The organism is Methylibium sp. T29 (assembly GCF_000576205.1).
In the GTDB taxonomy this organism is placed as follows: domain Bacteria; phylum Pseudomonadota; class Gammaproteobacteria; order Burkholderiales; family Burkholderiaceae_C; genus Methylibium; species Methylibium petroleiphilum.
Genome location: NZ_AZND01000008.1, coordinates 1 through 21,765, shown reverse-complemented (window position 1 = coordinate 21,765; position 21,765 = coordinate 1). Strand labels below are relative to the sequence as shown.

At 66.7% G+C, this 21,765-nt stretch carries 25 protein-coding genes and 1 pseudogene; 10 read left to right on the top strand and 16 right to left on the bottom strand.

All coding sequences use genetic code 11. The annotated features are described in order from the left end of the window. The first annotated feature begins 1 nt into the window (after position 1). The 3 genes from x551_RS02750 to x551_RS02740 are packed head-to-tail and all read left to right on the top strand — an operon-like array spanning position 2 to position 1,415. Positions 2–349 carry a DUF3703 domain-containing protein gene (locus tag x551_RS02750; protein ID WP_036247483.1) on the top strand — a complete coding sequence of 116 codons (348 nt, stop codon included), beginning with the start codon at positions 2–4 and terminating at the stop codon, positions 347–349. Next, the gene (locus tag x551_RS02745) at positions 349–774 is read left to right on the top strand and encodes a disulfide bond formation protein B (protein WP_036229793.1); all 426 of its coding nucleotides are present in this window, start codon (positions 349–351) and stop codon (positions 772–774) included. The genes x551_RS02750 and x551_RS02745 overlap by 1 nt, the downstream gene beginning before the upstream one ends. Beyond that, positions 771–1,415, top strand: a complete 645-nt coding sequence (locus tag x551_RS02740; protein ID WP_036229790.1) for a thioredoxin domain-containing protein — start codon at positions 771–773, stop codon at positions 1,413–1,415. The genes x551_RS02745 and x551_RS02740 overlap by 4 nt, the downstream gene beginning before the upstream one ends. Here x551_RS02740 and x551_RS02735 read toward each other — a convergent pair. Continuing rightward, on the bottom strand, positions 1,404–2,780 hold the full coding sequence (locus tag x551_RS02735) for a heavy metal sensor histidine kinase (protein WP_051495538.1): 1,377 nt from the start codon (positions 2,778–2,780) through the stop codon (positions 1,404–1,406). The two genes, x551_RS02740 and x551_RS02735, sit on opposite strands and share 12 nt — an antisense overlap. After that, positions 2,777–3,463 carry a heavy metal response regulator transcription factor gene (locus tag x551_RS02730; protein WP_036229787.1) on the bottom strand — a complete coding sequence of 229 codons (687 nt, stop codon included), beginning with the start codon at positions 3,461–3,463 and terminating at the stop codon, positions 2,777–2,779. The genes x551_RS02735 and x551_RS02730 overlap by 4 nt, the downstream gene beginning before the upstream one ends. A 157-nt stretch (positions 3,464–3,620) precedes the next feature. Between x551_RS02730 and x551_RS02725 the strand changes: the two genes are divergently transcribed. Further along, positions 3,621–3,956 (top strand): DUF4148 domain-containing protein, encoded by a 336-nt coding sequence (locus x551_RS02725; protein WP_036229786.1) that lies wholly within the window; start codon positions 3,621–3,623, stop codon positions 3,954–3,956. Positions 3,957–3,970: 14 nt separating this feature from the next. On the opposite strand, the gene x551_RS02720 is transcribed toward x551_RS02725, so the two are convergent. The 9 genes and pseudogenes from x551_RS02720 to x551_RS02685 form a co-directional block, all read right to left on the bottom strand. Then, entirely contained in the window at positions 3,971–4,219 is a 249-nt protein-coding gene (locus x551_RS02720; RefSeq protein WP_152543382.1) for a hypothetical protein, read from the bottom strand. Between the two features lie 160 nt (positions 4,220–4,379). Then, on the bottom strand, positions 4,380–4,853 hold the full coding sequence (locus tag x551_RS02715; protein ID WP_152543381.1) for a hypothetical protein: 474 nt from the start codon (positions 4,851–4,853) through the stop codon (positions 4,380–4,382). 92 nt (positions 4,854–4,945) lie between these two features. Beyond that, entirely contained in the window at positions 4,946–5,320 is a 375-nt protein-coding gene (locus tag x551_RS02710) for a hypothetical protein (RefSeq protein WP_036229783.1), read from the bottom strand. A gap of 44 nt (positions 5,321–5,364) precedes the next feature. Further along, a pseudogene (locus x551_RS02705) lies at positions 5,365–8,414 on the bottom strand (efflux RND transporter permease subunit). Between the two features lie 70 nt (positions 8,415–8,484). Beyond that, positions 8,485–9,615 (bottom strand): HlyD family efflux transporter periplasmic adaptor subunit, encoded by a 1,131-nt coding sequence (locus tag x551_RS02700; protein ID WP_036229781.1) that lies wholly within the window; start codon positions 9,613–9,615, stop codon positions 8,485–8,487. Then, complete coding sequence (locus x551_RS02695) at positions 9,612–10,169, bottom strand: hypothetical protein (protein ID WP_036229778.1); 558 nt, start codon at positions 10,167–10,169, stop codon at positions 9,612–9,614. Before x551_RS02695 ends, x551_RS02700 begins: the two co-directional genes overlap by 4 nt. 62 nt (positions 10,170–10,231) lie before the next feature. Next, positions 10,232–10,882: a TolC family protein gene (locus x551_RS28065; RefSeq protein WP_343252107.1), complete on the bottom strand. Its 651-nt coding sequence runs from the start codon at positions 10,880–10,882 to the stop codon at positions 10,232–10,234. Next, positions 10,879–11,391, bottom strand: coding sequence for a TolC family protein (locus x551_RS28060; protein ID WP_343252106.1), 513 nt, complete (start codon positions 11,389–11,391; stop codon positions 10,879–10,881). The genes x551_RS28065 and x551_RS28060 overlap by 4 nt, the downstream gene beginning before the upstream one ends. Positions 11,392–11,668: 277 nt before the next feature. Further along, positions 11,669–12,031, bottom strand: a complete 363-nt coding sequence (locus x551_RS02685) for a hypothetical protein (protein WP_036229774.1) — start codon at positions 12,029–12,031, stop codon at positions 11,669–11,671. 494 nt (positions 12,032–12,525) lie between these two features. On the opposite strand from x551_RS02685, the gene x551_RS26340 reads away from it, so the two are divergent. From x551_RS26340 to x551_RS02665, 5 genes are read left to right on the top strand one after another with little or no spacing between them, the layout of a single operon-like run. Further along, positions 12,526–12,969: a hypothetical protein gene (locus x551_RS26340; protein WP_197028722.1), complete on the top strand. Its 444-nt coding sequence runs from the start codon at positions 12,526–12,528 to the stop codon at positions 12,967–12,969. Beyond that, positions 12,966–13,703, top strand: coding sequence for a hypothetical protein (locus x551_RS26335; protein ID WP_197028721.1), 738 nt, complete (start codon positions 12,966–12,968; stop codon positions 13,701–13,703). Before x551_RS26340 ends, x551_RS26335 begins: the two co-directional genes overlap by 4 nt. Positions 13,704–13,722: 19 nt before the next feature. Next, positions 13,723–14,385, top strand: a complete 663-nt coding sequence (locus x551_RS02675) for a TerD family protein (RefSeq protein WP_036229772.1) — start codon at positions 13,723–13,725, stop codon at positions 14,383–14,385. A 10-nt stretch (positions 14,386–14,395) separates the two neighbouring features. Further along, a complete protein-coding gene (locus x551_RS02670) occupies positions 14,396–15,391 on the top strand; it encodes a hypothetical protein (protein WP_152543380.1) in 996 nt (331 codons plus the stop codon). 13 nt (positions 15,392–15,404) lie between these two features. After that, a complete protein-coding gene (locus tag x551_RS02665) occupies positions 15,405–16,202 on the top strand; it encodes a VWA domain-containing protein (protein WP_036229767.1) in 798 nt (265 codons plus the stop codon). Positions 16,203–16,512: 310 nt separating this feature from the next. Here the strand turns inward: x551_RS02665 and x551_RS02660 are convergent, their stop codons facing one another. Then, complete coding sequence (locus tag x551_RS02660) at positions 16,513–17,319, bottom strand: TorF family putative porin (RefSeq protein WP_231497514.1); 807 nt, start codon at positions 17,317–17,319, stop codon at positions 16,513–16,515. A 197-nt stretch (positions 17,320–17,516) separates the two neighbouring features. Further along, a complete protein-coding gene (locus tag x551_RS02655) occupies positions 17,517–18,413 on the bottom strand; it encodes a cation diffusion facilitator family transporter (protein WP_036229833.1) in 897 nt (298 codons plus the stop codon). Between the two features lie 164 nt (positions 18,414–18,577). On the opposite strand from x551_RS02655, the gene x551_RS02650 reads away from it, so the two are divergent. Further along, positions 18,578–19,081, top strand: coding sequence for a DUF6328 family protein (locus tag x551_RS02650; protein ID WP_036229762.1), 504 nt, complete (start codon positions 18,578–18,580; stop codon positions 19,079–19,081). A gap of 45 nt (positions 19,082–19,126) precedes the next feature. Here the strand turns inward: x551_RS02650 and x551_RS02645 are convergent, their stop codons facing one another. The 3 genes from x551_RS02645 to x551_RS02635 form a co-directional block, all read right to left on the bottom strand. Further along, positions 19,127–19,588 carry a DUF4124 domain-containing protein gene (locus x551_RS02645; RefSeq protein ID WP_161727941.1) on the bottom strand — a complete coding sequence of 154 codons (462 nt, stop codon included), beginning with the start codon at positions 19,586–19,588 and terminating at the stop codon, positions 19,127–19,129. Positions 19,589–19,711: 123 nt separating this feature from the next. Next, a complete protein-coding gene (locus x551_RS02640; protein WP_051495535.1) occupies positions 19,712–21,076 on the bottom strand; it encodes a heavy metal sensor histidine kinase in 1,365 nt (454 codons plus the stop codon). Then, the gene (locus x551_RS02635; protein WP_036229827.1) at positions 21,073–21,759 is read right to left on the bottom strand and encodes a heavy metal response regulator transcription factor; all 687 of its coding nucleotides are present in this window, start codon (positions 21,757–21,759) and stop codon (positions 21,073–21,075) included. Before x551_RS02635 ends, x551_RS02640 begins: the two co-directional genes overlap by 4 nt. Between the last annotated feature and the right edge of the window lie 6 nt (positions 21,760–21,765).

Here is a 21,765-nt window from a genome sequence, read left to right as displayed (position 1 = left end):
GATGTCGCCCCGCGCCGTGGCCTACGATGCGGCTTTGTCCGAGGCCGAGAGACTGATGGCTGCAGCAAGTCCGGGCGCCGCGATGGCCATGCTGGAGCGTGCCCATGTGCTGGGTCAGCGCGAGATCGGCCCGCACCTGCGTGTGCACCTGCTGATGCTCCGTGCGGCGTGGGTCCTGCGTGACGGCCGAGAACTTCGCGGGCAGTTGCTGCGCCTGGCGCTGACCCCCATCGGACACCTGAGCGGCCGCCTGCCCCTGGGCAACACCGGCGCATCGAACGTCAGCCCGTTCGAGCCGATGGCGCTGCCGCCGGAGCTCGAACGACTGCTGCGCGACGAGGAGCGGTGATGCCGGCTGCGCAAAGACACTGGGCGCCGTTGTTCGCAGCGTGGCTCATCGCGCTGCTTGCGACGGCAGGTGCCTTGTTCCTGGGTGAAGTGATGGGCATGACGCCTTGCGTGTTGTGCTGGTACCAGCGCATCGCCATGTTTCCGCTGGCGGTGATCCTGGGATTGGGCCTGCTGGAAGCCGATGGTCGCAGCATCCGGTATGCGTGGCCCTTCGCCTGGGCAGGCTGGGTCATGGCGGTCTACCACTGCGCCGTGTTCTGGGGCGTCGTGACCGACGGGCTGGTGCCATGCGGCAAGGGCGGTTCCTGTGCAGACGCCGAAGTGCAAGTGGCCGGAGTCGTGCCGATCCCCTTGCTCTCCGCCATCGCATTCACGGGCATTCTTGCGCTGCTGTGGGTTGCTAACAGAAGGGTAAAAGCATGAATAAGCAGTGGATCGTTGTCGCTTCCGTGATGGCCGTCGTGGTCGCGTTCATCGCGGGGGCCGTTGTCTTCAAGGGTCGCGAAACGCAGCAGGTGAGCCAAGCCGCCCAGTCGAACAGCGATGCGCTGGTCAGGGCAAGTTCACCCGTGTTTGGCAATCCGGCTGCCAAGGTCACCATCGTCGAGTTCTTCGACCCGGCCTGCGAAACCTGTCGGGCCTTCTATCCGCTGGTCAAGACCATCGTCACTTCAAGCTTTGGACAGGTCAGGCTGGTCGTGCGGCATGCGCCCCTTCATCAGGGTTCGGACACCGCAGTGAAGATTCTGGAAGCGGCGAGGCTGCAGGGCCAGTACTGGCCGGCGGTCGAGCGGGCACTGGCTGGCCAGCCCCAGTGGGCGGCGCACGGCAACGCCAGACCCGAGCTGATCTGGGACCTCATCACGGACCTCGGCCTGGACATGGCGAAGGCCCGGGCCGACGCCGACAGCCCCGCGGTGGCCCAGCTTCTGGCACAGGACATCGCCGACATGAAGGCATTGAAGGTGGACAGGACACCGGGGTTCTTCGTCAATGGCACACCATTGCGTGACTTCGGCGAGGCGCAGCTGCGAGCTTGGTCGACCAGGAGATCAAGAAGGTGAAGGCGCCGTAGCGGAGGGCGCCACTGAAACACCCGTCGCGGGCAGCAGGGTGAAGCCGATCGAGGTGGTGCCGTTGGCTGAACTTGCAAAGGGCCGGCCGCCATGCATGCGGGCGATCGCAGCGACGATGGCCAGACCCAGCCCGTGGTTCTGATGCGCTCCGCTGCGGGCGCGGTCGCCGCGGAAGAACCGATCAAACAACCGTGGCAGGTGGGCCGGTTCGATAGTCGCACCTTGATTGGCCACAGCCAACCGCACTTCGCCGCCCGTCAGGGCATCGATCTCGATGCGAATCGTCGAGCCGTGGTCCGCGTAGCGCGTTGCATTGGCGACCAGGTTTGATAGCGCTCGTTGCAACAGCGGCAGATCAAACTCTCCGCCGGTGTCGCCGATGACCTCGACCCGAACTCCGGCATCGTCCAGCGCGGCGTCGTGATAGTCAGCCACCTGCCGGGCCACCCCGGCCAGGCTGGCCGTCGCCACGCGCCGCGCCGAACTGCCACGATCAGCCTGCGAGAGAAAGAGCATGTCCTGCACGATGCCAGCCACGCGCTGCAGTTCTTCCAGGTTCGACCCGAGCACCTCGCGCAGTTCGTCGGCACCGCGAGCCCTGCGCAGCGCCAGTTCGGTGCTGCTGATCAGGGTGGCCAGCGGGGTGCACAACTCATGCGCCACATCGGCATTGAATCCTTCGAGCTGCTCATAGGCCTGTGACAAGCGGCCGAGCAGTTCGTTGAACTGCGCAATCAGGGGTTCGAGTTCTTCGGCCTGGCCTGAGCCATCCAGGCGCCGATGCAGCGTATCTGCCGCAAGCAGGCGTGTCTGCTCCACCAGTTCACGCACGGGGCGCAGCCCCAGGCGCACCAGCACAATTCCGCCCACCGAGACCAACGCGGCGCCGCTCAGGGCAGCTGCCAGAAGGGTGAGTGCGAGCCGACGCAGCAATTGGCGGTCATCGCCTGTGTCCAGTGTCAGGACGGCGGTCAGCTTGTCCGGTGCGGTGGCCAGCGAAGCCACTTCAAAGCGGACCACGCGCGCGCTACCGGGGGATGACGCACCTACGGCGCGCTGGTAGAAGACGCCGCCATCGGGCCGCACCAGCGACAAGGCCAGATCCTGGTGGCCGACGAAGAAGTCGTCGAGCTTGTGGGTCAGCGTGCTGGCGTCACCGCGCTGCGTCTCTTCGGTGAGCAAGTGCCGCACCTGCGCCTGCTTCTGCCTCAGCGCCTCGATCTGCCGGGCCTCGAAGTTCATGTGCGTGACGGCGTAGACCGCGACGCAGACCACGGAGAGCCCGGCCAGACTCTGAAGCGCCAGCCATGTCGACAGCCGCCGCCCAAGGGAGCCGACGCGGCTCCTGCTCATTCCTCGCGCTCCTCCAGCACGTAACCCATGCCGCGCACCGTATGCAGCAGCGTGCGCTCGAAGGGCGCGTCGAGCTTGCCGCGCAACCTGCGTACCGCCACGTCGATGACATTGGTTGCGCTGTCGAAGTTGATGTCCCAGACCTGCTCCGCAATCTCGGTGCGGGACAACACCTCGCCCTGGCGACGTAGCAGCAATGCCAGCAGGGTGAACTCCTTGGCTGTGAGGTCGAGCCTTTGGCCGGCCCGGGTGGCCTTGCGGCGCATCAGGTCCATCTCGAGGTCAGACAGACCCAGGACCGTGGCACCTTCAGCATCGCGCGCCGGCCGCGCGCGGCGCAGCAGAACCTGGATCCGGGCCACCAGTTCGGAGAACGCGAACGGCTTGACGAGGTAGTCGTCTGCACCCCCTTGCAGACCCCTGACACGGTCCGCGACCCGGATGCGCGCCGTGAGCATCAGCACAGGCGTTTGCTTGCTCTGGCGCAGGGCGGCCAGCAAGCCCAGCCCGTCGATGCCGGGCAGCATGCCGTCCAGCACGAGCAGGTCGTAGTCAGCCTCCATCGCCAGGTGCAGACCGTCGACGCCGTTGTGCGCCACGTCCACGACGTAGCCTTCTTCGGTCAGCCCCTTGCGCAGGTATTCGGCAAGCTTCACCTCGTCTTCAATCACCAACAGTCTCATGCCGTTGAAGCCCTCATTTGGCGACCCCAGCAAGTGACCGACTTGTCATCTGCTGGACCGAGTCTTGTTGGAGGCTGGTTTCTAAAGTCATGGTCATGCCATCGGGCATGCCGCGACACAAGGTCGCAGGCAACCTCTTCTTCAAGGAACCCTGACCATGAACTTTCGCAAACACGCCGCCTTGCCCCTCGTTGCGCTGGCCATGACGCTGCCGGTGATGGCGCAGGCCAACTCCCTGTATCACCCCGCTAACACTGACGCCGGGTACACCGAGCACCCCGACCACTGGAAGGGCACCAAGACACGTGGCCAGGTGATGGCTGAGGTCGAGGCGGCTCGCAAGGACGGCACGCTCGCACTGATGCAGCGCAACACGCCGTTGCCCATGAAGGCCACTGGGCCCGGCAAGACCCGCCAGCAGGTGATCGCCGAGCTGCTGAACGAGTCGCCCGAACAGCGCCGCGCGCGGATGGACCTGCAACGCGGCGGCTGAGCACCCGGCAAGCCTCAGCGCTCGTGCGGGCCACCAGCATCTGGTGGCCCGCGTTGCCGTTTGCCTTTGCCGTCGCGGCGGGCAGCCGACAGCCGCTTCGACAGCGATTGGCTGTAGGTGAGCTTCTGTTCGGGTTTCGGCGGTGGGTGGGCCCTCCGCCATCGACGCCAAAGCGCGACCAGCACGAGAGCGACGACCACGACGGCCACCCAGATCCACAGCATCGTCTGTGCGATCGCTGCATCCGGCAGCTGCATCCTCATCGCGCGCCTCCCGTTCTTGTGTCGAGTCGGCCGAGGTCAGGGAACATCGGACAACGGCAACTCCACCCGCGCTGTCGCTCCACATGCAACGGGTTGCAGGCAAATAGGCTGGCATCGCGAAGCCGGCACACCCGTTGAGAAGGCAGGCGCTCAAGCGCAATTAGCCAACATCCGCGACCAGGCGCAGAGGCGCAGCCCGAGCACGCGATTCCGTGGGGTCGCCGCGCTCTAGCCGGTAACTGCTGCCCCACGACCAGACCGAACCGACCAGTTCGATGAAGACAACGTCACCTGCTGCGCCTGCGATGTCGATGGATGCACGCCCTTCGTCCCAAGCTGCCGCCAGCGTGTGCGATCCAGGCTTGAGGCGAAGCCGCACGAAGGACTCGGGGACCGTCACGATGGCAGAGCCCATGTCTGGCGTCAGCCTGACCGCGTTCCTCGCGTCCCCCCAGCGCTTGCGAACGACATACACGGTCAGCATGTCTGGCACAGCTTCAAACCGCTTTGCCGCCATCTCGACCTGCTCCGGCGGGATGGGCGCCGTCGTGCAGGTGAGCTTGCGGCTGTGCCACTTGCCGATCGCAAAGCAGTAGGTGCCGTCCGCGTTGGCCGGGCGCATCGGTTTGGTCATGCAGCCCGCGAGCGGGACCAACCCGACTGCCGCCAGGCCAATCAACAGGGTTCTGCGTTGGGGAAGTCTGGAGTGGTCCACGGCGGCGTTCCCTACTTGATCGTGAAACGCACCGTGCCGGCCGGTTTGCCGGACATGGTGACGACAGCAACGGCCTTGGTGCCCGGGCCGACCTTGAAACTGCCGGTTGCTTCGAGCTTGTCGCCAGCTGGCTTCAGCTCGACTTCCTGCTTCTCGGCACCGGTCAGCAAGGTCAGCTTGGCGCTGGCCTTTGACACGTCAGCCGGTTTGCCGTGGTCGCGCAGGTGCAACTGGATCGCGGCTGGCTTGGCGACCAGTTCGTAGTCCATGTCCTTGGCCTCGGCGACCACGCCGCCATGCTTGGGCGAATGGTCGTGTCCGCCGGCAGCGAAGGCCGTGCCGGCCAGGGTCAGGGCAAGGGCCGCGAGGAGGGTTGTCGTCTTCATGAGAGTCCTTTCAGGGGTTGGAAAACATTGACAGGGGGAAGGGATCAAAGTGCTTCGGCATCCTTGCTGTCCATCAACGCTTCGGCAGGCTTGCGGCCGAAGAGCCAGAACATCGCGGGTGTGAGGAAGGTGTCGAGCAGGGTGGAGCTGATGAGGCCGCTGAAGATCACGACGGCCACCGGGTGCAGCACTTCGGTGCCGGGCTGCTCGGCCTCGAACAGCAGCGGCGCCAGCGCGAAGGCCGTCACCAGCGCCGTCATCAGCACCGGGCTCAGCCGTTCCAGCGAGCCACGCAGGATCATCTTGTGGTCGAAGTTCTCACCCTCGAAGCGCATCAGGTTGATGTAGTGGCTGACCTTCAGGATGCCGTTGCGCACCGAGATGCCGGCCAGGGTGATGAAGCCCACCAGTGCGGCAACGGACAAGGGCTGGCCCGAGAGCCACAAACCCAGCACCGCACCGACCAGCGCCAAAGGAATGTTCACCATGATCAGCGCCGCCAGCACACTGGACTTGTAGCGGCTGTAGAGCACCACGAACATCAGCGTCAGCGACACGATGCTGAGCAGGCCGACCAGGCGCGAGGCTTCCTCCTGCGCCTGGAACTGGCCGCCCAGGGTGATGAAGTAGCCCTCGGGCAGCTTCGTCTCGGCCACCACCCTGCGGATGTCGGCCACGATCTCCGACAAGGCCCGCCCCGACGCATTGGCCGACAGCACGATTCGCCGCTTGCCGTCGTCGCGGCTGATCTGGTTCGGGCCGTCGCCGTCTTCGATGGTCGCGATCTTCGACAGCGGGATGCGGCCGTTCGGCGTCTCGATCAGGATCTGGCCCAGGCCCTCGACCGAGCGGGCCGATTCCGGCAGCCGCACCACCAGCGCAAATCGCCGACTGCCCTCGACGATCTGCGTGATCTTCTCGCCTTCGACCAGGTTCTGCAGCGTGGTCAGCACCTGGGGAGCGGGCACGCCGTACTGGGCCGCGGCGGCGTAGTCCACCCGCACCTTGATCTGCGGCGCCAGCACCTGCTTCTCGATCTGCAGGTCGCGATGCCGGGGATGGCGGCCAGCTTCGCGCGCAGCACATCGGCCTGGCCACGCAGCGCGTCCAGGTCCTCGCCGAAGATCTTGATGGCGATCTGCGAACGCACGCCCGACAGCATGTGGTCGATGCGGTGCGAGATCGGCTGGCCGATCTCCAGTGCGGCGGGCAGGTTGATCAGCCGCGCGCGGATGTCGGCCTTGATCTCGTCCATCGTGCGCGTCAGCTCGGCGGTGGGCTTCAGGCCGACGTCGAGCTCGCTGACGTGCACCCCTTCGGCGTGTTCGTCCAGTTCGGCGCGGCCGCTGCGCCGGCCCACGTGCGTGACCTCGGGCACCTGGCTCACCAGCACTTCGGCCTGGCGCGCCAGCGCGGAGGTTTCGGCCAGCGTGACACCGGGATTCAGGCGCAGGCCGATTAGCAGCGTACCTTCATTGAAGGGCGGCAGGAAGGTGGTCGGAAAGAACGGAACAGCCGCCGCCGCCACCACTACTGCCACGCCGGCTGCCGCCATCGCCGCCTTCGGTGTATTCAGCACGGACTGCAGAGACGACTGATAGGCCGACTTCAACCAGCGCAGCACTTTCGTGTCGCCATGGTCCAGGTTCTTCATCCGCGGCAGCAGGTAGAAGCTGAGCACCGGCGTCACCGTGACCGAGACGATCAGCGAGGCCAGCGTCGACACGATGAACGCGATGCCGAGTGGCACGAACAGCTTGCCTTCCAGCCCCGGCAGCGCAAACAGCGGGATGAAGACCAGCACGATGATCACCGTGGCATAGAGGATCGCCGAGCGCACTTCCATCGTGGCGTGCGCCACCACTTCCAGAGGGTGGATGCGCGAGTGCGGGTGCTTGGCGCGGTCTTCCTTCAAGCGGCGCAGTACGTTTTCGACACCCACCACGGCATCGTCGACCAGCCCGCCGATGGCGATGGCCAGGCCACCCAACGTCATCGTGTTGATCGACAACCCGAAGTAGCGGAAGACCAGCGCGGTGATGAAGATCGACACCGGGATGGCGGTCAGCGCGATGATGGTCGGCCGCAACGTGCCGAGGAAGAAGAACAGGATCACCGCCACGAACACCGAAGCGCCGATCAGCTTGCCCTGCAGCGTCGTGATCGAAGCCTCGATGAAGCTGGCCTGGCGGAAGGTGACCTTGGGCTCCTGCATGCCGGCGGGCAAGGAAGTCTTCAGTCCCGCCAAGGCTTCCTCGATGTTGCGTGTCAGCGCGATGGTGTCGGCCGAAGGCTGCTTCTGGATGCCCAGGATGACGGCCGGTTGGCCCTCGTAACCGGCATCGCCGCGCTTGTTGGCCGCAGCGAAAGTCACCTCGGCGATCTGGCGCATCAGGATCGGTTGGCCCGCTTTGGATGTCAGGGCCAGGTTCTTCAGGTCGTCCAGCAACGAGGTTCGGCCCAGGTTGCGGATCAGGTACTCACGCCCGTTCAGCTCCAGGAAACCGCCCGAGGTGTTGCTGGAATAGCCCTTCAACGCCGCTTCCAGTTGCTCGTGCGTGATGCCGAGTTCGGCCATGCGCACGGTGTTGGGCTGCACCTGGAACTGCCGCACCTCACCTCCGATGGGGATGACCTGCGCCACGCCCTGCACCGACAGCAGGCGGGGTCGCAACACCCAGTCGGCGTACTCGCGCACCGCCATCGCGCTGATCTTCGTGGTGTCCACGGGGATCGCGATCTGCATGATCTCGCCCATGATCGAGCTGATCGGGCCCATGCGGGGCAGCACGCCTTCGGCAATGCCTTCCTCCATCGCCGCGAGTCGCTCGCTGACGAGTTGGCGGGCACGGAAGATGTCGGTGCTCCAGTCGAAGGTGACGTAGATGAACGACAGGCCGGCCGACGAGGTGGAACGGATCGTCTCCACGCCCGGCAGGCCGTTCATCGTGGTTTCCAGCGGGAAGGTGATGAGCTGTTCCACTTCCTCGGCGGCCATGCCGCCGGCCTCGGTGATGATGGTCACCGTGGGCTTGTTGAGGTCAGGGAACACATCCACCGGCGTGCGCGTCAGCGTGAACGCGCCGTAGGCCATCAGCACCACGCTGGCGATGATCACCAGCAGCCGGTTGCCGAGGCTGTTGTCGAGTAGCCACTTGAACATGTCAGCGCACCTGGTTGATCAAACTGGCGCCTTGAGTGGCGACCTTGTCGCCAGCCTTCAGGCCGGCGGTGACCGACACGCTGATGCCGTCCAGCGATTCGGTCGTCACCGTGCGGGGCTCGAACCGTTCCGGCGCGGTCTTGACCCAGACGATGGTCTGGTTGGCCGGGTTCTTCATCAGCGAAGCGACCGGCACCGCCAGCCCCTTGACCTTCTCCTTGGTCTGCACGAAGACACGCACCGGCTGGCCGACGGCCAGGCTGTTGAGGGCGACGCCCTGGGCGCGGAAACCCAGCGGCAGCGCCTGCTCGCGCAGGCTGCGCGCGGCACCGATGAACTCCAGTGGCACGCGCTGGTTGCCGACAGACAGCGTGGCGCTGCCCACATTGGCCGCCAAGGCAGGATCAAAGGCCAGGGCCTCGATGCGCAGACGGCTCGGGTCGACGATCTCGAACAGCAGCTCGCGTGCATCCACCACCTGGCCCGCCACGACGTGGGCCGACGCGATGACGCCGGACACGGGCGCCACCAGGGCTTCACGCGTGGCCAGGCCGCCACCGATCGCGGCAATGCGTTCGGCCAGACTGGCGGATTCGCTCTCTGCGGATTCGATGTCCTTGCGCGGCACCGTGTCCGCCAGTTCCTTCAAGCGGGCTACGCGCTTGTCGGCCAGCGACTTGGCCGCCCGCAGCTCCGCCAGCTGGGACGACTGGTTGGAGCGTTCGATGGGAGCTGCCGAGGGCACCACGTAGGCCAGCACCTCGCCCTTGCGCACCGCTTGGCCCGGATTGGGCAGACCGCGCGGGCCGGGCTCGATGCGGCCGGCATTCAGCGGCTGCACCTTGCCCCCGGCGTTCGGGTCCATCAGCACCATGCCGGTGAGTTCCACCGAGCGCGGCAGCTCGGCGTCAACCGTGGCCATGGTGCGCACACCCAGCTGGCGCTGCGCAGGCTTGGGCAGGAACACACTGCCGTCGGGCAGGCGCTGCGGCCCATTGGCACTGGGTGCTGCACCGCTGTCGCCATGGTCATGGCCTTCGCCAGCCTGTGCTTGAGGCACCGCGGACAGCACCATCACGATGCTGGCGATGATGGCCAGCCGCGCGCCGGAAAGGATCAGGGCGCGCTTCATGCGACACCTCCGACACGGGTCTGGCGCGACGACAGCACGCGGCGACCGACGGTCAGCAGGATCGCCAGCACGGCGACCCCTCCCGCTGCCCAGCCGGCATATTCCTTCCACGAATGCGCGTGGGCCGCCTCGTCAGCGTGTGCGGCTTCATGGATGTCGAGCTCGCCAGCCAGCAGGTCGGCGTCGGACCCGGCGCTCACCGTGGCGGTGATCGGCAGGACTCCAGGCTTGGGCGCTTCGGCCAGCACGACTTCGAACTCGTCCGTGCCTTGTTTGGCCGCCTTGAACTTCTTGCCGCCGATCTCGAGTTCGATCTGGGCTTCAGTGACCGGGCTGTTGTCGGCGGCCCGGTCCAGGTACAGCGTGATCTGCTTGCCGTTGAGCACGCCGACCAGTTCGAACAGGTCCGACACGGCGGCGAATCTGGGCAGGGCGGGGCCGGTGGCCGTGGGTGCGGCTTCGCCGTGGTCGTGGCCGTCGCCCGCCATTGCAAGTTTCGGTGCCAGGATCAGGATCGCGAGAGGAATCGCGACCAGGGTGTGGAAGGGCTTCATGGGGGAATGTCCGGAAGAGGTGTTTGGTTGAGCGTCGGGTGGCTTCGTCGCAGCTGCGGGCTTCACTGCGGCAACAAGCCAAGCGCCTGGCGCCATGCGGAGATGGCGGCTGCGAGCTCGATGCGGCTGCGTGCGGCCTGACGCTCGGCCTCGGCCGCTTCGGCCTCGATGCGCAGCCGGGTCGGCAGGTCGGTCTCGCCCAGGCGGAAGGACTTGTCGAAGAAGCCGCGGGACTCGCGCGCCAGTTGTGCGCGGCGCTCCGCCGCTGCCAACTGCAGCCGGGCGGATTCGGTGCGTGCCTTGGCCGAGTCGCGTTCACCCGCCAGCCGGGCCCGCTCCAGATTCAACTGCGCCTGCAGTTCGATGGTCTCGGCCCGCGCGGCCGCCGTGCGCGCGTCGTGACGCGGACCCGCCCCAAAAGGAATGCGCACGCTGACCGTGAAGGTCTGTTGCCAGGCTTCACCCGAGACCCCGCGGTCGCGCGTGGTGGCGATCGTCAGTTCGGGGTTGGCGCGCGACTGCGTGGCCGCCAGGGCCGCCACGCCTTCGGCCACCGAGGCGCGGTCCTTCAGCGCCAGCAATTCGCCGTGCGTGTCCATGTCGGGTCCCACAGCGCCAGGCTCCGGCTCGGCGATGAGATCCGACGGGCCGGCTGTGAGCGCCAGGCCGGGCAACGCCACCAGCGTGCGCAGGGACTGCTCGGCCACGATCACGGCGCTTGCGCCTGCGCCACCGTCGCCTGGGCGGCAGCCACGGCGCCATCGGCCTGGTGCTGGTCGGCCTGTGCCAGATCGCCGGCCTTGAGCCGTTTGCCGACATCGGCTGCGATCCGTTGTGCGTTGTCGAGTTGGCCCTGTGCAGTGGCGGCATCGGCACGCGCGCGTTGCCAGTTCCACCAGGCGTCACGCACGGCGGCGGCCACCCGCAGCTGGGCTGCGGTGGTGCGGCTTTCGACAGCACGGCCTTCGGCCTGCGCCAGTGCCTGGCTGCGCCCGCGTTCGCCGGGCAGCCACAGGGGGATCGCAAGGCCTGCTTCGTATTCGCGTGTGCCGAGGTTACGGTTCAGGCGGTCGGTTTTACCGGTCACCTCCACCGCCAAGGGCTCGGGTGTCCAGGACTGCGCGGCTTGCTGCTGTGCCCGGGCTGCGTCCCGGCGTGCCGCCAGGGCCGCGAGTTCAGGTTGGCGCGCCCATGCCGCTTCGAAGGCCTGGCTCAGCGTCAACCCTTCGGGCTTCGCAGTGGTTTGGGCCAATGCACCCGCTGCGGCAGTGCTCAGTGCGAATGCGAAGGCAAGGGCCAGCGTGGCACTGGCGGTCGTTCGCCAGCGAGCGTGCGTGATGAAATTTCGTCGGTGCATCCGATGCTCCAGGGTTGAGGACAACTCACGGGAGATCGGCAAGGGCGACCCAGCAGGTCGCGTCGCGGCTGAGCGGCCGTCGACGACGGCACGCGGTCAGGCGCGAACGGGCTTCAGGAAGAAGAAGTGGCCGCCTCGCCGATCAGGCGAGGGGTGCCCACTGAGGGCGCTCGGGCGGGCTGTGCGTCAGGGTGCGCACGATGCCTTCGTCCAGCGTGGCCGGATGCGAGGCGATGGCGAGTGGCATCAAGCCATCACAGGGTGTGGGCACCGCCGAGCAGCTGCCATGGCAATGTCCACAGTCGAGATCGCTGCTGCCCAAGGTCTTGCCAGCCAAGTCGCCACTGTCCTGGTCCACGGTCGAATCACCATGATGCTGATGCTCGTGGTGTCCGAAGTGCTGCGCCTGCGCATCGCTTTCGTGCGCGCAATAGCTTGCCACTGCAGCCCAGGTGAACTGGAACGGCAACAAGGCGAGCAGAGCAATGGCGAACCAACGACGCATGCGAAATAGTCTAGCAGCTACAGGGTTTGGGGCGAGCGAGTGGGTTCAATGCAGTGCGGCACTTCACCGCATTTCGGCACGCGCGTGACGGAATTAGTCGTTCTTGGCCGGCGATCAATCGCGTTGCAGGCAAGCCTGGCCAGGATGCCGTGAGCAAGCCGTCCCGACCGACTCTGCGCTCTTGGCGATTCCTCCCTGCCTGGGATGACTTTTCGACCCGGCGTGCGAGACCACGGCACGCCGCTGCGCGACTTCGGGCAAGCACAATTGAAGGCGCTGGTCGACCAAGAGATCGAGGGGGCCAAAGTACCGTGACAGCGCGGTGTTGCCGGACGTGCCATCTTGCTGTGCCAACCGGGTTTGCCCGTTGTCTGGATGGCCCCAAGCGCGTGCGATGCGAGGACTGCGGCCGCCGTTGGAGCGCAAGCCGGGTAAGCTGTGTCGACAGCGCGGCCTGACTGGGGAGTCCCGACCGGTCATCAGAGGAGAAACTCATGAAACCCACCACTTTCCCGACTGCGGTAGCCACTGCAGCAGTACCCACCCCCGCGCAGGAGTTGCTGGTGCAAGCACCCTTGGACACTGGGGCCATCGCTTTGCGGCCCGAGCAGATGCCGCAAGCCGAGCAGGCACTGGCCACGCTCGACTTCGCGGCCATTCCGTCCGGCGACATCATCAAGATCGGCCTGGGTGCCGAACAGGCGCTGCAAAAGACGCTGGACGGCTTTCTGGCCCGGCTCGACACGAAGACGGCGTCCAAAGTGTTCGCGCTTTTCGGGCGCCTTGAAAAGGTGTCGATGACGCCAAGCTGCCTGAAATCCTGGAGAAGATTCAGGAAGGCGAGGACCCGGGGTTCTTCGCCGGCCTGTTCGCCAAGTTCACCGGCCGCAAGCCCGAAGAGGCCTTCAGCGAGTTCATGCAGGAGGTCGGCGATTTGATCTCGAGCCGGACGCGCACATTGGCCGACGAGATGGGCCGCCTGGAGGGCGAACTGTCGAAGGAAATGAAGACGCTGTTCGGCGAACTGCAGGCACTGGAGAGCCTGAAGCAGTCGTACGGCACGCACTTCGCCAGCTTCACCGTCGATGCCGCCGTGGCGCGCGCGTTTCTCGACAAGGCCCGGCAGGTCGTGGCGCAAGAGACCGCCGCTGCCGCCCCCGCCGACATGACCGCCCAGGCGCGGCTGCGCGAGTTGCAGGACAAGCTCAGGCTGCTGGAAAGCCGGGCCCTCGCGCTCGAAGGCACCTACACGCGGCTGCCGGCCGACCAGATGGTGATCCAGCAGATCGAGGCCGCCGGAATCGCCACGCTGCAGGAGACCGCCACCACGGTGTCCTCGCGTTTTGCGTCGATCAAGATGACCCTGCTGGCCATCCACGGCGCATTCGCCGTCAAATCGGTGCAGCAGATCGCCCAGCGCCAGGCGCGCCTGGACCAACAGCTCACACAACTGCGCGGCCAGGCCACCAAGGACGTGGCCGTCGCCGCGGCCAAGGCGCCCGGTGACAACCGCGTCGCACAGGCGCAGCAAATCGCCGCGATCATCACGCAGACGCGCGAGATCCACGATCTGGTCGAAACCGCCAAGCAGGAAACCGAAGCCAAGTTCGAGACGGCGCGGCAGATGTTCGAGCAGTCTCGCGCCGAGCTCGTGGCGCTGCGCCAGGCCTGACAACGACCCCGGAGAAACCATGCTCACACTGACCCTCGACAAGCCCGGCGCCGCGCCGGCTCGCAAGCTGCAGCTCTCGCTGAACAAGGGCGCCACGTTCAAAGTGACCGTGGCCTGGCAGTGCGAGGCCGACCACCAGGACGACATCGACATCCACGCGCTCGAGGCCCGCAACGGCGGCAATGGCGCCAAGGTCGCGGCGCTCGAAGAGATCCTGTCCACGTACAACACGACGAAGATGAGTCCGAAAACCGGCGTGCTGCCGACCGCGGCCGACGGCTCCTTTGCCACGCCCTCGGGCGGGCTGCGGCACTCCGGCGACGTGCGGGTGCAGGGCAACACCGAAACCATCGTCATCGAAGGCGCGAAACTTCCGGCGGGCGTGAACGAGATCCCGCTCTTCGCCACCGTCCACAAGGCCGAACACGGCGCGGGGCACGACGAAGGGTCCGAGACCGAGGCCGAGGACGAGGCGGCCTTCGCCGACATCGAGGTCTGCACCGTCACCATCGCCGACGAGGGCGGGCGCGAGCTGGGCGCCTACCAGCTGTCCAAGGAGTTCGGCGAGTTCAACGTGGTGCAGCTGGGCAGCATCATGCACGGCGACAACGGCTGGGAGTACGCGCCCGTCGGCCGCGGCTTCACGGGCACGTTCAACGACGTGCTGGGCCACTTCTCCTGAAAGCTTGGCCGTGCCGTCTGCGAAGGACAAGTTGCGCCCGACGGTCATCGGCGCTTCAGGCGCTTCGCTGCGCAACCCTGCGCTGAGCGTGCCGGCGGCGCACGACATGCCGTCGCCGGCGCGTCGTGCATCTGCTGTCGCGCCGGTAGTGCAGCCGCCGGTGGTGCGGCAGCCGACAGCCATTCCGGGCGCCGCACGCACGCGGATCGAAGTGACCGCGCGCGATCTGCAGGCGTTGTCGCCGGGCGCTGATGCCGGGGTGTACCAGCAGGCGCGGGCGCTGGTCGGCACCTTTGTCGTCGCCAAGGCATCGCAGCGCAAGGCGATCCTTTGGGGCCACGAGCTGCAGAAGTCGCACGGAGAACTCGTCGCCGAGATGCTGGCCCTGGCGCGCAGCCCGGTGCTGCGCCAGGTGCAGGCTTACCTCGCGCGGATGATGGACATCCTGGGATCGATCGACCTGATGGCCGCCTGCGGACACAGCGGCGACGGTGTCGTGGGGCGGCTGTTCCAGGGCATCAACCGCCGCATCGACACGCCGGGCGAACTGGCCAAGGCCCAAGCCGAGCTGGAGCAGCTGCTGGCGCTCATGGGTGGGGCGCTCGACCCCCTGCTGGACCTGAAGGACCGGCTGCTGCGCCTGTCCGGGTCGATGGAGGAGACCGCGACTCAGGTCGAGGCCGCGGCCATCGGCGCGCTGTTCCTGTCGGAGCGCCTGCGCCAGGACGACGCCGCACTGGCGCAGTGCTTTGCCGAGCGCAGCATGAGTCTGACGCAGACCCTGGCGCAGATGCGGCAGGCCGGCTCGACGCGCGATTTGCAGATCGAGCAGCCGATCCGCCTGATCGGCGCCATCCAGAACGTGGCGCTGGTCGTGATGCCGGCGTTCATCGGCAGCATCGCGTCCATCACCACCCTCGGCGCCAGCAAGACCACGGTTTCGCAGACCGAAGCCGGTGAGCTGGCCTATCGGCTGCGCGACATCATCAGCCAGTTGAAACCCTGAACCAGGAGCACGCATGAACAGCAAACTCACACTGAATCTGGACAAGTCGGCCAACGCGCTGCGGCTGGCGCTCGACAAGGCCGGCGTGGTGGCGAACGTAAAGGCGGAAACGGCCGCCATCATCGACGTCTCGGGCTCGTTCGAGCACGAGCACGAAGAGGGCACCACCAGCATCCTGCTCGAGCGGCTGGTGCCTTACTGCATGGTGCTCGACCCGGACCGCAAGATGGACGTCTTCACCTTCAGCGCCGGCGAGGACAGCGCGCACTACGTGGGCGTGGTCACGCCCGACGATGCGCGCGACTACATCACGCGCAACATCGTCGAACGGGTTCCGGGCTGGAACGGTGGCACAACCTACAGCTTCGTGCTCGAGCGCGCACTCGAGCACTTCGGCTGGAAGGTGTGCGAAGAGGCTCACCGCTCATCGCAGGGCGCCGGCTTTCTGAGCCGCCTGTTCGGCTGGTCGCCGAGCGGGCAGGTGCACCAGCACGGCACCCCGCACACCCACGACAAGCGGCGCTCGCTGGTGCTCTTCATCACCGACGGCGAAAACGACGGCAGTGACGAGGCGCGCACCATGCGTGTTCTCGAGGAATCGCAACAGCGCGGCGACCAGGTCTACTTCCTGTTCATCGGCGCCTGCGAGGACAAGGGCGTCACCTTCGAGTTCGTACAGAAGATTGCTCGCCGGTTCAAGAACACCGGCGTGGTCGTGATCCGCGATCTGGAAGCCTTTGTCGCGCAGTCGGACGAGGAGCTCAACGCCACGCTGCTGGGCCCCGAGCTCGTTGAATGGCTCAAGTCGTAGCCGCCAGGATGCCGTCCTGTCGACAATGGCGGGAACTGGGCTTGACCTTGGCGCTGCAGCTCGCAGCCGCGGCTGCGGCACAGCCGGTGGACGACACCATCAACCCCGACCGACCCGGCCTTGCCGACGGCAGCAACGTGGTCGGGGCGGGCCGCGTGCAGGTGGAGACGGGGCTGCAGTTCCGAGTCGAGAGCAACACCTACACCCGGGCGACATCCCGACACCCAGGTGGCGGCGAACGCGCACCCGGCCACGGGCCTCAGGGGCGCCCACTGGCCGTGCGCGCCCCCGGCTCCCGCGAACCGCGACTTCAGAAGTTGTACTTGACGCCGAGCACGATGCCCGGTTTGCCGAGTTCCTTGCCGTTGATGGGCGAGGCGTAGAAGACCTTGTCGGCGTCGGTCCCGACGATCGCAGCGCTGACGACGAGGCCGCTGAAGTCCTTGCTGATCGTCAGCGCGTAATCGGTATAGGTCGCTGCGCCGCCGACTGGCCCCTTGATCTTCTGATAGCCGATATGCGGCGTCAGCATGACGCCGCCGCCCACGTCGAAGCCGGCCGACAGGTCGAGGTAGAACGAGTTCTTGCTGTCAGGGTTGGCGAACGTGTTGGTGACCGCATGCGAGTACTTCAGCGTGGCCGCCCCATATGTGAGCGCGCCGTAGAGCTCGGTGGTGTTTGCCGAAGGGTTCAGGTCATTGCTCGGGTACTGGTACGTCAGCGCGCCGACGTCGAAGCCGATGCCGGGCATGACCTCGCCCTTGAAGCCGCCGTAGACGTCGATCTCGACGCCGGCGTCACCGCCAAAGTCCTTGATCCACTTGATCGACGAGGCCCACGCCCCGACGTAGAAGCCGCCCGCTGCGTAGTCCACACCACCCTGGATCGCCGGCTTGAGGCGGGACTGCGAGATGCCACGGTAGCGGTAGTCACTGACGGCCCCCACGTTGAAGGCGAACTGCGCCGAGGCGACGGTCGGTGCTGCGCAGGCGATCGGCACCCGATAGGCAGCTTCTGTGCCATGCACCCCGGTTCTGGAGAATGTGCCTGAAACGCCCGGGTTGCGCTGTTTTGGTGCCCTCTCGCGCCGTCTGGTGGCATTCGTGCACCAGCTCACCAAGATGGAGCGCCGGGTTGATCGTGCAGCGTCCGCGGCGGAGGCCCAATGTTGCCTGATGCGCCATGGCAAGCCCGCTCGGACTCTTGGAGCCTGCGCTCACCGTGATGGTGCGGCCACTATGCACGCACGGTCTGCGCGAGCGTGCTGCACATCGACGTCGCGGCCCCTTCCACACCGCGACCAGCATGAAGAGGCTACACAGCGCGTGCGCCCTCGGCCGCGGCGCTTTCGGCATCCTCGATCTCGATCGTCGTGTGTGAGAGGGCGAACCGGGTGGCCATGGCCTCCCGCGCCGCAGCGAGCACGGTCTTGGCGTCCGTGCCGCCATCGACAACGAGGTGGCCGCTCATCGAGTCCAGGCCGGAGGTGATGGTCCACACATGCAGGTCGCGCACCCCGGTCACGCCGGGAATCGCGAGCAGCGTGCGCTCGAGCAGCGCGACGTCGACTTCAGGCGGCGTGCCCTCCATCAGGATGTGGATCGCCTGCTTGAGCAGGGTCCAGGTGCGCGGAATGATGAGCAGCCCGATGCCGGCGCCGATGAGCGGATCAGCGAGCTTCCAGCCGGTGAAGATGATGATGGCGGCGGCGGCCAGCACGCCCAGCGAACCGAGCATGTCGCCCAGCACCTCGAAGTACGCGCCTTTCATGTTGAGGCTTTCTTTCGAGCCGGCCGCCAGCAGCTTCATGCTGATCAGGTTGACGACCAGGCCGGCCGCGGCCACCGCCAGCATCGGCACACCCAGGATCTCGGGTGGATTGAGGTAGCGCTGGTAGGCCTCGTAGAAGATGTAGATCGTCAGCAGCAGCAGCACGACGGCATTGGTCAGCGCGGACAGCACTTCCATGCGCGCATAGCCGTAGGTCTTCTGCGGCGTTCGCGGGCGCTCCGAGAAGCGGATGGCCAGCAGCGCCAGCGCCATTCCGCCGGCATCGGTGAGCATGTGTGCGGCGTCGGACAGCAGCGCCAGGCTGCCGGTCCACAGCGCGCCGACGACTTCGATGGCCATGAAGGCCGAGGTCAGCGCCAGCGCCCAGGTGAGGCCCTTCCGATGGCGCGATGCGGCCGTGCCTGCGGGTTTGTCGGGCACTGTGTTCAGCTGCGTTGGATCACTCATTTTTTCTTTCTGCGCGAAGCCCGATTGCTCCCTCGGCGCATCGTAGCGGCTGCCCAGGGGCGTCCCAAGCCATCAGGTCCGCTGAATCGATGTACAAGCGTCCCAGCCAGCGGAGCAACCGCTGGGCAGGAGACCACATGACGACAACGAACGAGGGCGTACCAGCGCTTGAAAGTGCCCCGGGCGCCGCAACGGCGGCTGGCGGCGATGCCGACGGCGACCTGACCGACATGCTGGGCGAACTGCGCGTGTTGCTGCCCAGCGCGCAGTTGCTGTCGGCGTTTCTGATCACGGTGCCGTTCAGCAGCGGCTTTGCGGCCGTCGTGGCGGCCGAGAAGGGCGTCTTCATCGCGACCTTCATGCTGGCGGTGGCCAGCTTGGTGATGCTGAGCGCGCCCGCCGTACAGCACCGCGTGATACGACCGCTGACCGACCGCGCGCACTTCAAGCGGCTGGCCACGCGCCAGATCATCTTCGGCTCGGTCGCGCTCGCGTTGGCGCTGGTGCTGGTGACACAACTGGTGCTGTCGGCGGTGTTCGGCCATGTGTTGGGGAACGTCGCGGCCGGCGGCATCGCGGTCTTGATCGTGCTGTTGTGGTGGGTGCTGCCGAAGGTCTACCGGGCCAGGGGCAGGCTGTGACGGCCGCCTGAACGACGCGGCGGCGCGGCGGGGCTGCCAACCGCGTCACAGCAATGCGCTGCGTTCGCGCAGCAGCGCGTCCAGGCTGCGCCGCAGCTGCAGGGCCGATGCTTCGAGCGTGCGCTGCCGCTGCAGGTACGCAGCCGAGAAACGCCGCCCCTGCCGGTCGCCCTGCTGCACCGCGACGCCGCTTTCGCGCTCGGCTTCGGCAGCTTGCAGATCGGCGTAGGCGGCGACGATTTGCCGCTCAATCTGGCGCAAGCGCGCCGCCCGCGCCTCGGCGTCGCGCAGCAACTGCTGGCGCGTCATCGCCAGCGCACGCAGCGCGGCTTCGGTCTCGGCTGCATCGGGCGGATGGACCTCGACGCTGATCTTCTGGTTGCTGCGCGCCCGCGGGTCCGGTGCGTCGCCATAGACGACGCGGCCGTCGGTCAGCACCGATTTGTACAGCGTGCGCTCGGCCGGCGTTGCGGCAAGGGCCCAGCCCAGGCCGGCGGCGGCCAGCACGCGGCGCAGCAGCCGCAACCTGATCAGCAGGCAAGCGGTCGCTGACGGGTGTGTGGTGTGGCGCATGGATCCCCCGTGGGCCTGAGCCCGATGCTTCGATGCGAGGCCGAGCCGGATTCGCCGTCATCCCTGCAAGTCGCCGGCCGATCCGGGCGCAGGTCCGCTCTGCAGGGTCATGCCGATCGATGTGTCGCCATGGGCGGAACGGGCAAAGGCTCGGCCGCCGTGCATGCGTGCGACGGCCGCGACGATCGACAGTCCAAGCCCGTGATTCTGTGCGGCGCTGCTGCGCGAACGGTCAATGCGGTAGAACCGGTCGAACAGCCGGGGCAGATGTTCTGCCCCGATGGTGAGGCCGTGGTCGACGACGCTGATCGTTGCTTCACCGGATTGCGCCGCACCGATCTCGACCCGGATCACGGTTCCGCGCTCGGCAAAACGGGTGGCGTTGGCCACCAGGTTGGACAGGGCGCGCTGAAGCAGTGGCGCGTCGAACTCGCCGGCCGCGTCGCCGATGACCTCCAGATGCAGCCCGGCTTCGGCCAGCGCCGCCTCGTGATAGTCGCCGACCACGCGCGCCACGGCAGCCAGGCTTTCTACCGGTACGCGCCGCGCTGCTGCCCCTTGGTTGGCATGCGACAGGAACAGCATGTCCTGCACGATGCGTGTTATGCGCTGCAGTTCTTCGAGGTTGCAGCCGAGCACGTCGCGCAGTTCGTCCAGGCCACGCGCCTTGCGCAGTGCGAGTTCGGTGCTGCCGATCAGTGTGGCCAAAGGCGTGCAGAGTTCGTGCGCCACGTCGGCATTGAAACCCTCGAGCTGTTCGTAGGCCTGGCCCAGCCTGCCCAGCAGCGCGTTGAACTGCGCAATCAGCGGCTGGAGTTCTTCGGGCTGCGCCGAACCATCCAGGCGAGCGTGCAGCGTGTCGGCCGCGAGTCTGCGCGTCTGCTCGACGAGGTCCCGCACGGGACGCAGGCCGATGCGAACGAGAAGAAAACCACCAGCGGACACCAACATCGCGCCCGCTATTGCGGCGGCCACCAGCGTGAGACCGAGTCGCCACAGCAGGGACCTGTCGTCCCGCGTGTCAAGTGACAGGGTCGCCGAGAGCGTCTCATCCTTTGCAGCGGGAGACGGCACGTCGAAGCGGGCCGCGCGAACGCCGGTGCTGTCGCCGGCCGGCGCCAGGTTCTCGTAGAACACGGTGCCATCGCGGCGCCGGAGCGACAGCGCAAGGTCGCGGTGGCCGACGAAGAAGTCATCAAGCTTGTGCTTGAGCGCCGCCGTGTCGCTGTCAATTACCGACTCCGCCAGCAGGTGCCGGACCTGCGTTTCCTTCTCCGCGATCGCTTCAAGCTGCCGCGCCGACAGGTTCGCGTCGGTGACTGCGTAGACCACAGCGCATACCGCGGCAAGTCCGGCCAGGCTCTGCAGTGCCAGCCAGGACGACAAGCGTCGGCCCAGCGAACTTGCGGTGCGCCTGCTCATTCTTCACGCGCTTCCAGCACGTAGCCCATGCCCCGGGCGGTGTGCAGCAGCGGGCGCTTGAACGGCGCGTCGAGTTTGCCGCGCAGCCGCCGCACCGCCACGTCGATGACGTTGGTCGCGCTGTCGAAGTTCATGTCCCACACCTGTTCGGCGATCTCGGTGCGCGACAGCACTTCGCCTTGACGGCGCAGCAACAGCGTCAGCAGGGTGAACTCCTTGGCCGTGAGTTCCAGCCGCTGACCGGCGCGGGTGGCCCGGCGGCGCGCGAGGTCGAGTTCGAGATCGGCCAGGCACAGCACGGTGGCTCCGCCGGCATCGCCCGCCGGCCGGGTTCGGCGCAGCAGCACCGCGATCCGGGCCACGAGTTCCGAAAACGCGAAGGGTTTGACCAGGTAGTCGTCGGCACCGCCTTGCAAGCCCTTCACACGGTCCTCGATCCGAATTCGCGCGGTCAGCATCAAGACAGGCGTCTGCTTGCTCTGGCGCAGCGCGGCGAGCAAACCCAGGCCATCGATCCCCGGCAACATGCCGTCGAGCAGGATCAGGTGGTGGTCGCCCTGCACCGCCAGGTGCAGACCATCGATACCGTCGTGGGCGACATCCACGACGTAGCCTTCCTCTGTCAGGCCCTTGCGCAAGTACTCGGCGAGCTTGATCTCATCCTCAACGACCAACAGTTTCATGCTGCT

Coding starts and splice junctions, on each gene's coding strand:
- x551_RS02710 (WP_036229783.1), bottom strand. CDS start 5,320: ATGAAGACGACAACCCTCCTCGCGGCCCTTGCCCTGACCCTGGCCGGC.
- x551_RS02730 (WP_036229787.1), bottom strand. CDS start 3,463: ATGAGACTGTTGGTGATTGAAGACGAGGTGAAGCTTGCCGAATACCTG.
- x551_RS02750 (WP_036247483.1), top strand. CDS start 2: ATGTCGCCCCGCGCCGTGGCCTACGATGCGGCTTTGTCCGAGGCCGAG.
- x551_RS02695 (WP_036229778.1), bottom strand. CDS start 10,169: ATGAAGCCCTTCCACACCCTGGTCGCGATTCCTCTCGCGATCCTGATC.
- x551_RS02635 (WP_036229827.1), bottom strand. CDS start 21,759: ATGAAACTGTTGGTCGTTGAGGATGAGATCAAGCTCGCCGAGTACTTG.
- x551_RS02665 (WP_036229767.1), top strand. CDS start 15,405: ATGAACAGCAAACTCACACTGAATCTGGACAAGTCGGCCAACGCGCTG.
- x551_RS02675 (WP_036229772.1), top strand. CDS start 13,723: ATGCTCACACTGACCCTCGACAAGCCCGGCGCCGCGCCGGCTCGCAAG.
- x551_RS02745 (WP_036229793.1), top strand. CDS start 349: ATGCCGGCTGCGCAAAGACACTGGGCGCCGTTGTTCGCAGCGTGGCTC.
- x551_RS02725 (WP_036229786.1), top strand. CDS start 3,621: ATGAACTTTCGCAAACACGCCGCCTTGCCCCTCGTTGCGCTGGCCATG.
- x551_RS02640 (WP_051495535.1), bottom strand. CDS start 21,076: ATGAGCAGGCGCACCGCAAGTTCGCTGGGCCGACGCTTGTCGTCCTGG.
- x551_RS02650 (WP_036229762.1), top strand. CDS start 18,578: ATGACGACAACGAACGAGGGCGTACCAGCGCTTGAAAGTGCCCCGGGC.
- x551_RS02740 (WP_036229790.1), top strand. CDS start 771: ATGAATAAGCAGTGGATCGTTGTCGCTTCCGTGATGGCCGTCGTGGTC.
- x551_RS02700 (WP_036229781.1), bottom strand. CDS start 9,615: ATGAAGCGCGCCCTGATCCTTTCCGGCGCGCGGCTGGCCATCATCGCC.
- x551_RS26340 (WP_197028722.1), top strand. CDS start 12,526: ATGAAACCCACCACTTTCCCGACTGCGGTAGCCACTGCAGCAGTACCC.
- x551_RS02715 (WP_152543381.1), bottom strand. CDS start 4,853: ATGACCAAACCGATGCGCCCGGCCAACGCGGACGGCACCTACTGCTTT.
- x551_RS02685 (WP_036229774.1), bottom strand. CDS start 12,031: ATGCGTCGTTGGTTCGCCATTGCTCTGCTCGCCTTGTTGCCGTTCCAG.
- x551_RS02720 (WP_152543382.1), bottom strand. CDS start 4,219: ATGAGGATGCAGCTGCCGGATGCAGCGATCGCACAGACGATGCTGTGG.
- x551_RS02735 (WP_051495538.1), bottom strand. CDS start 2,780: ATGAGCAGGAGCCGCGTCGGCTCCCTTGGGCGGCGGCTGTCGACATGG.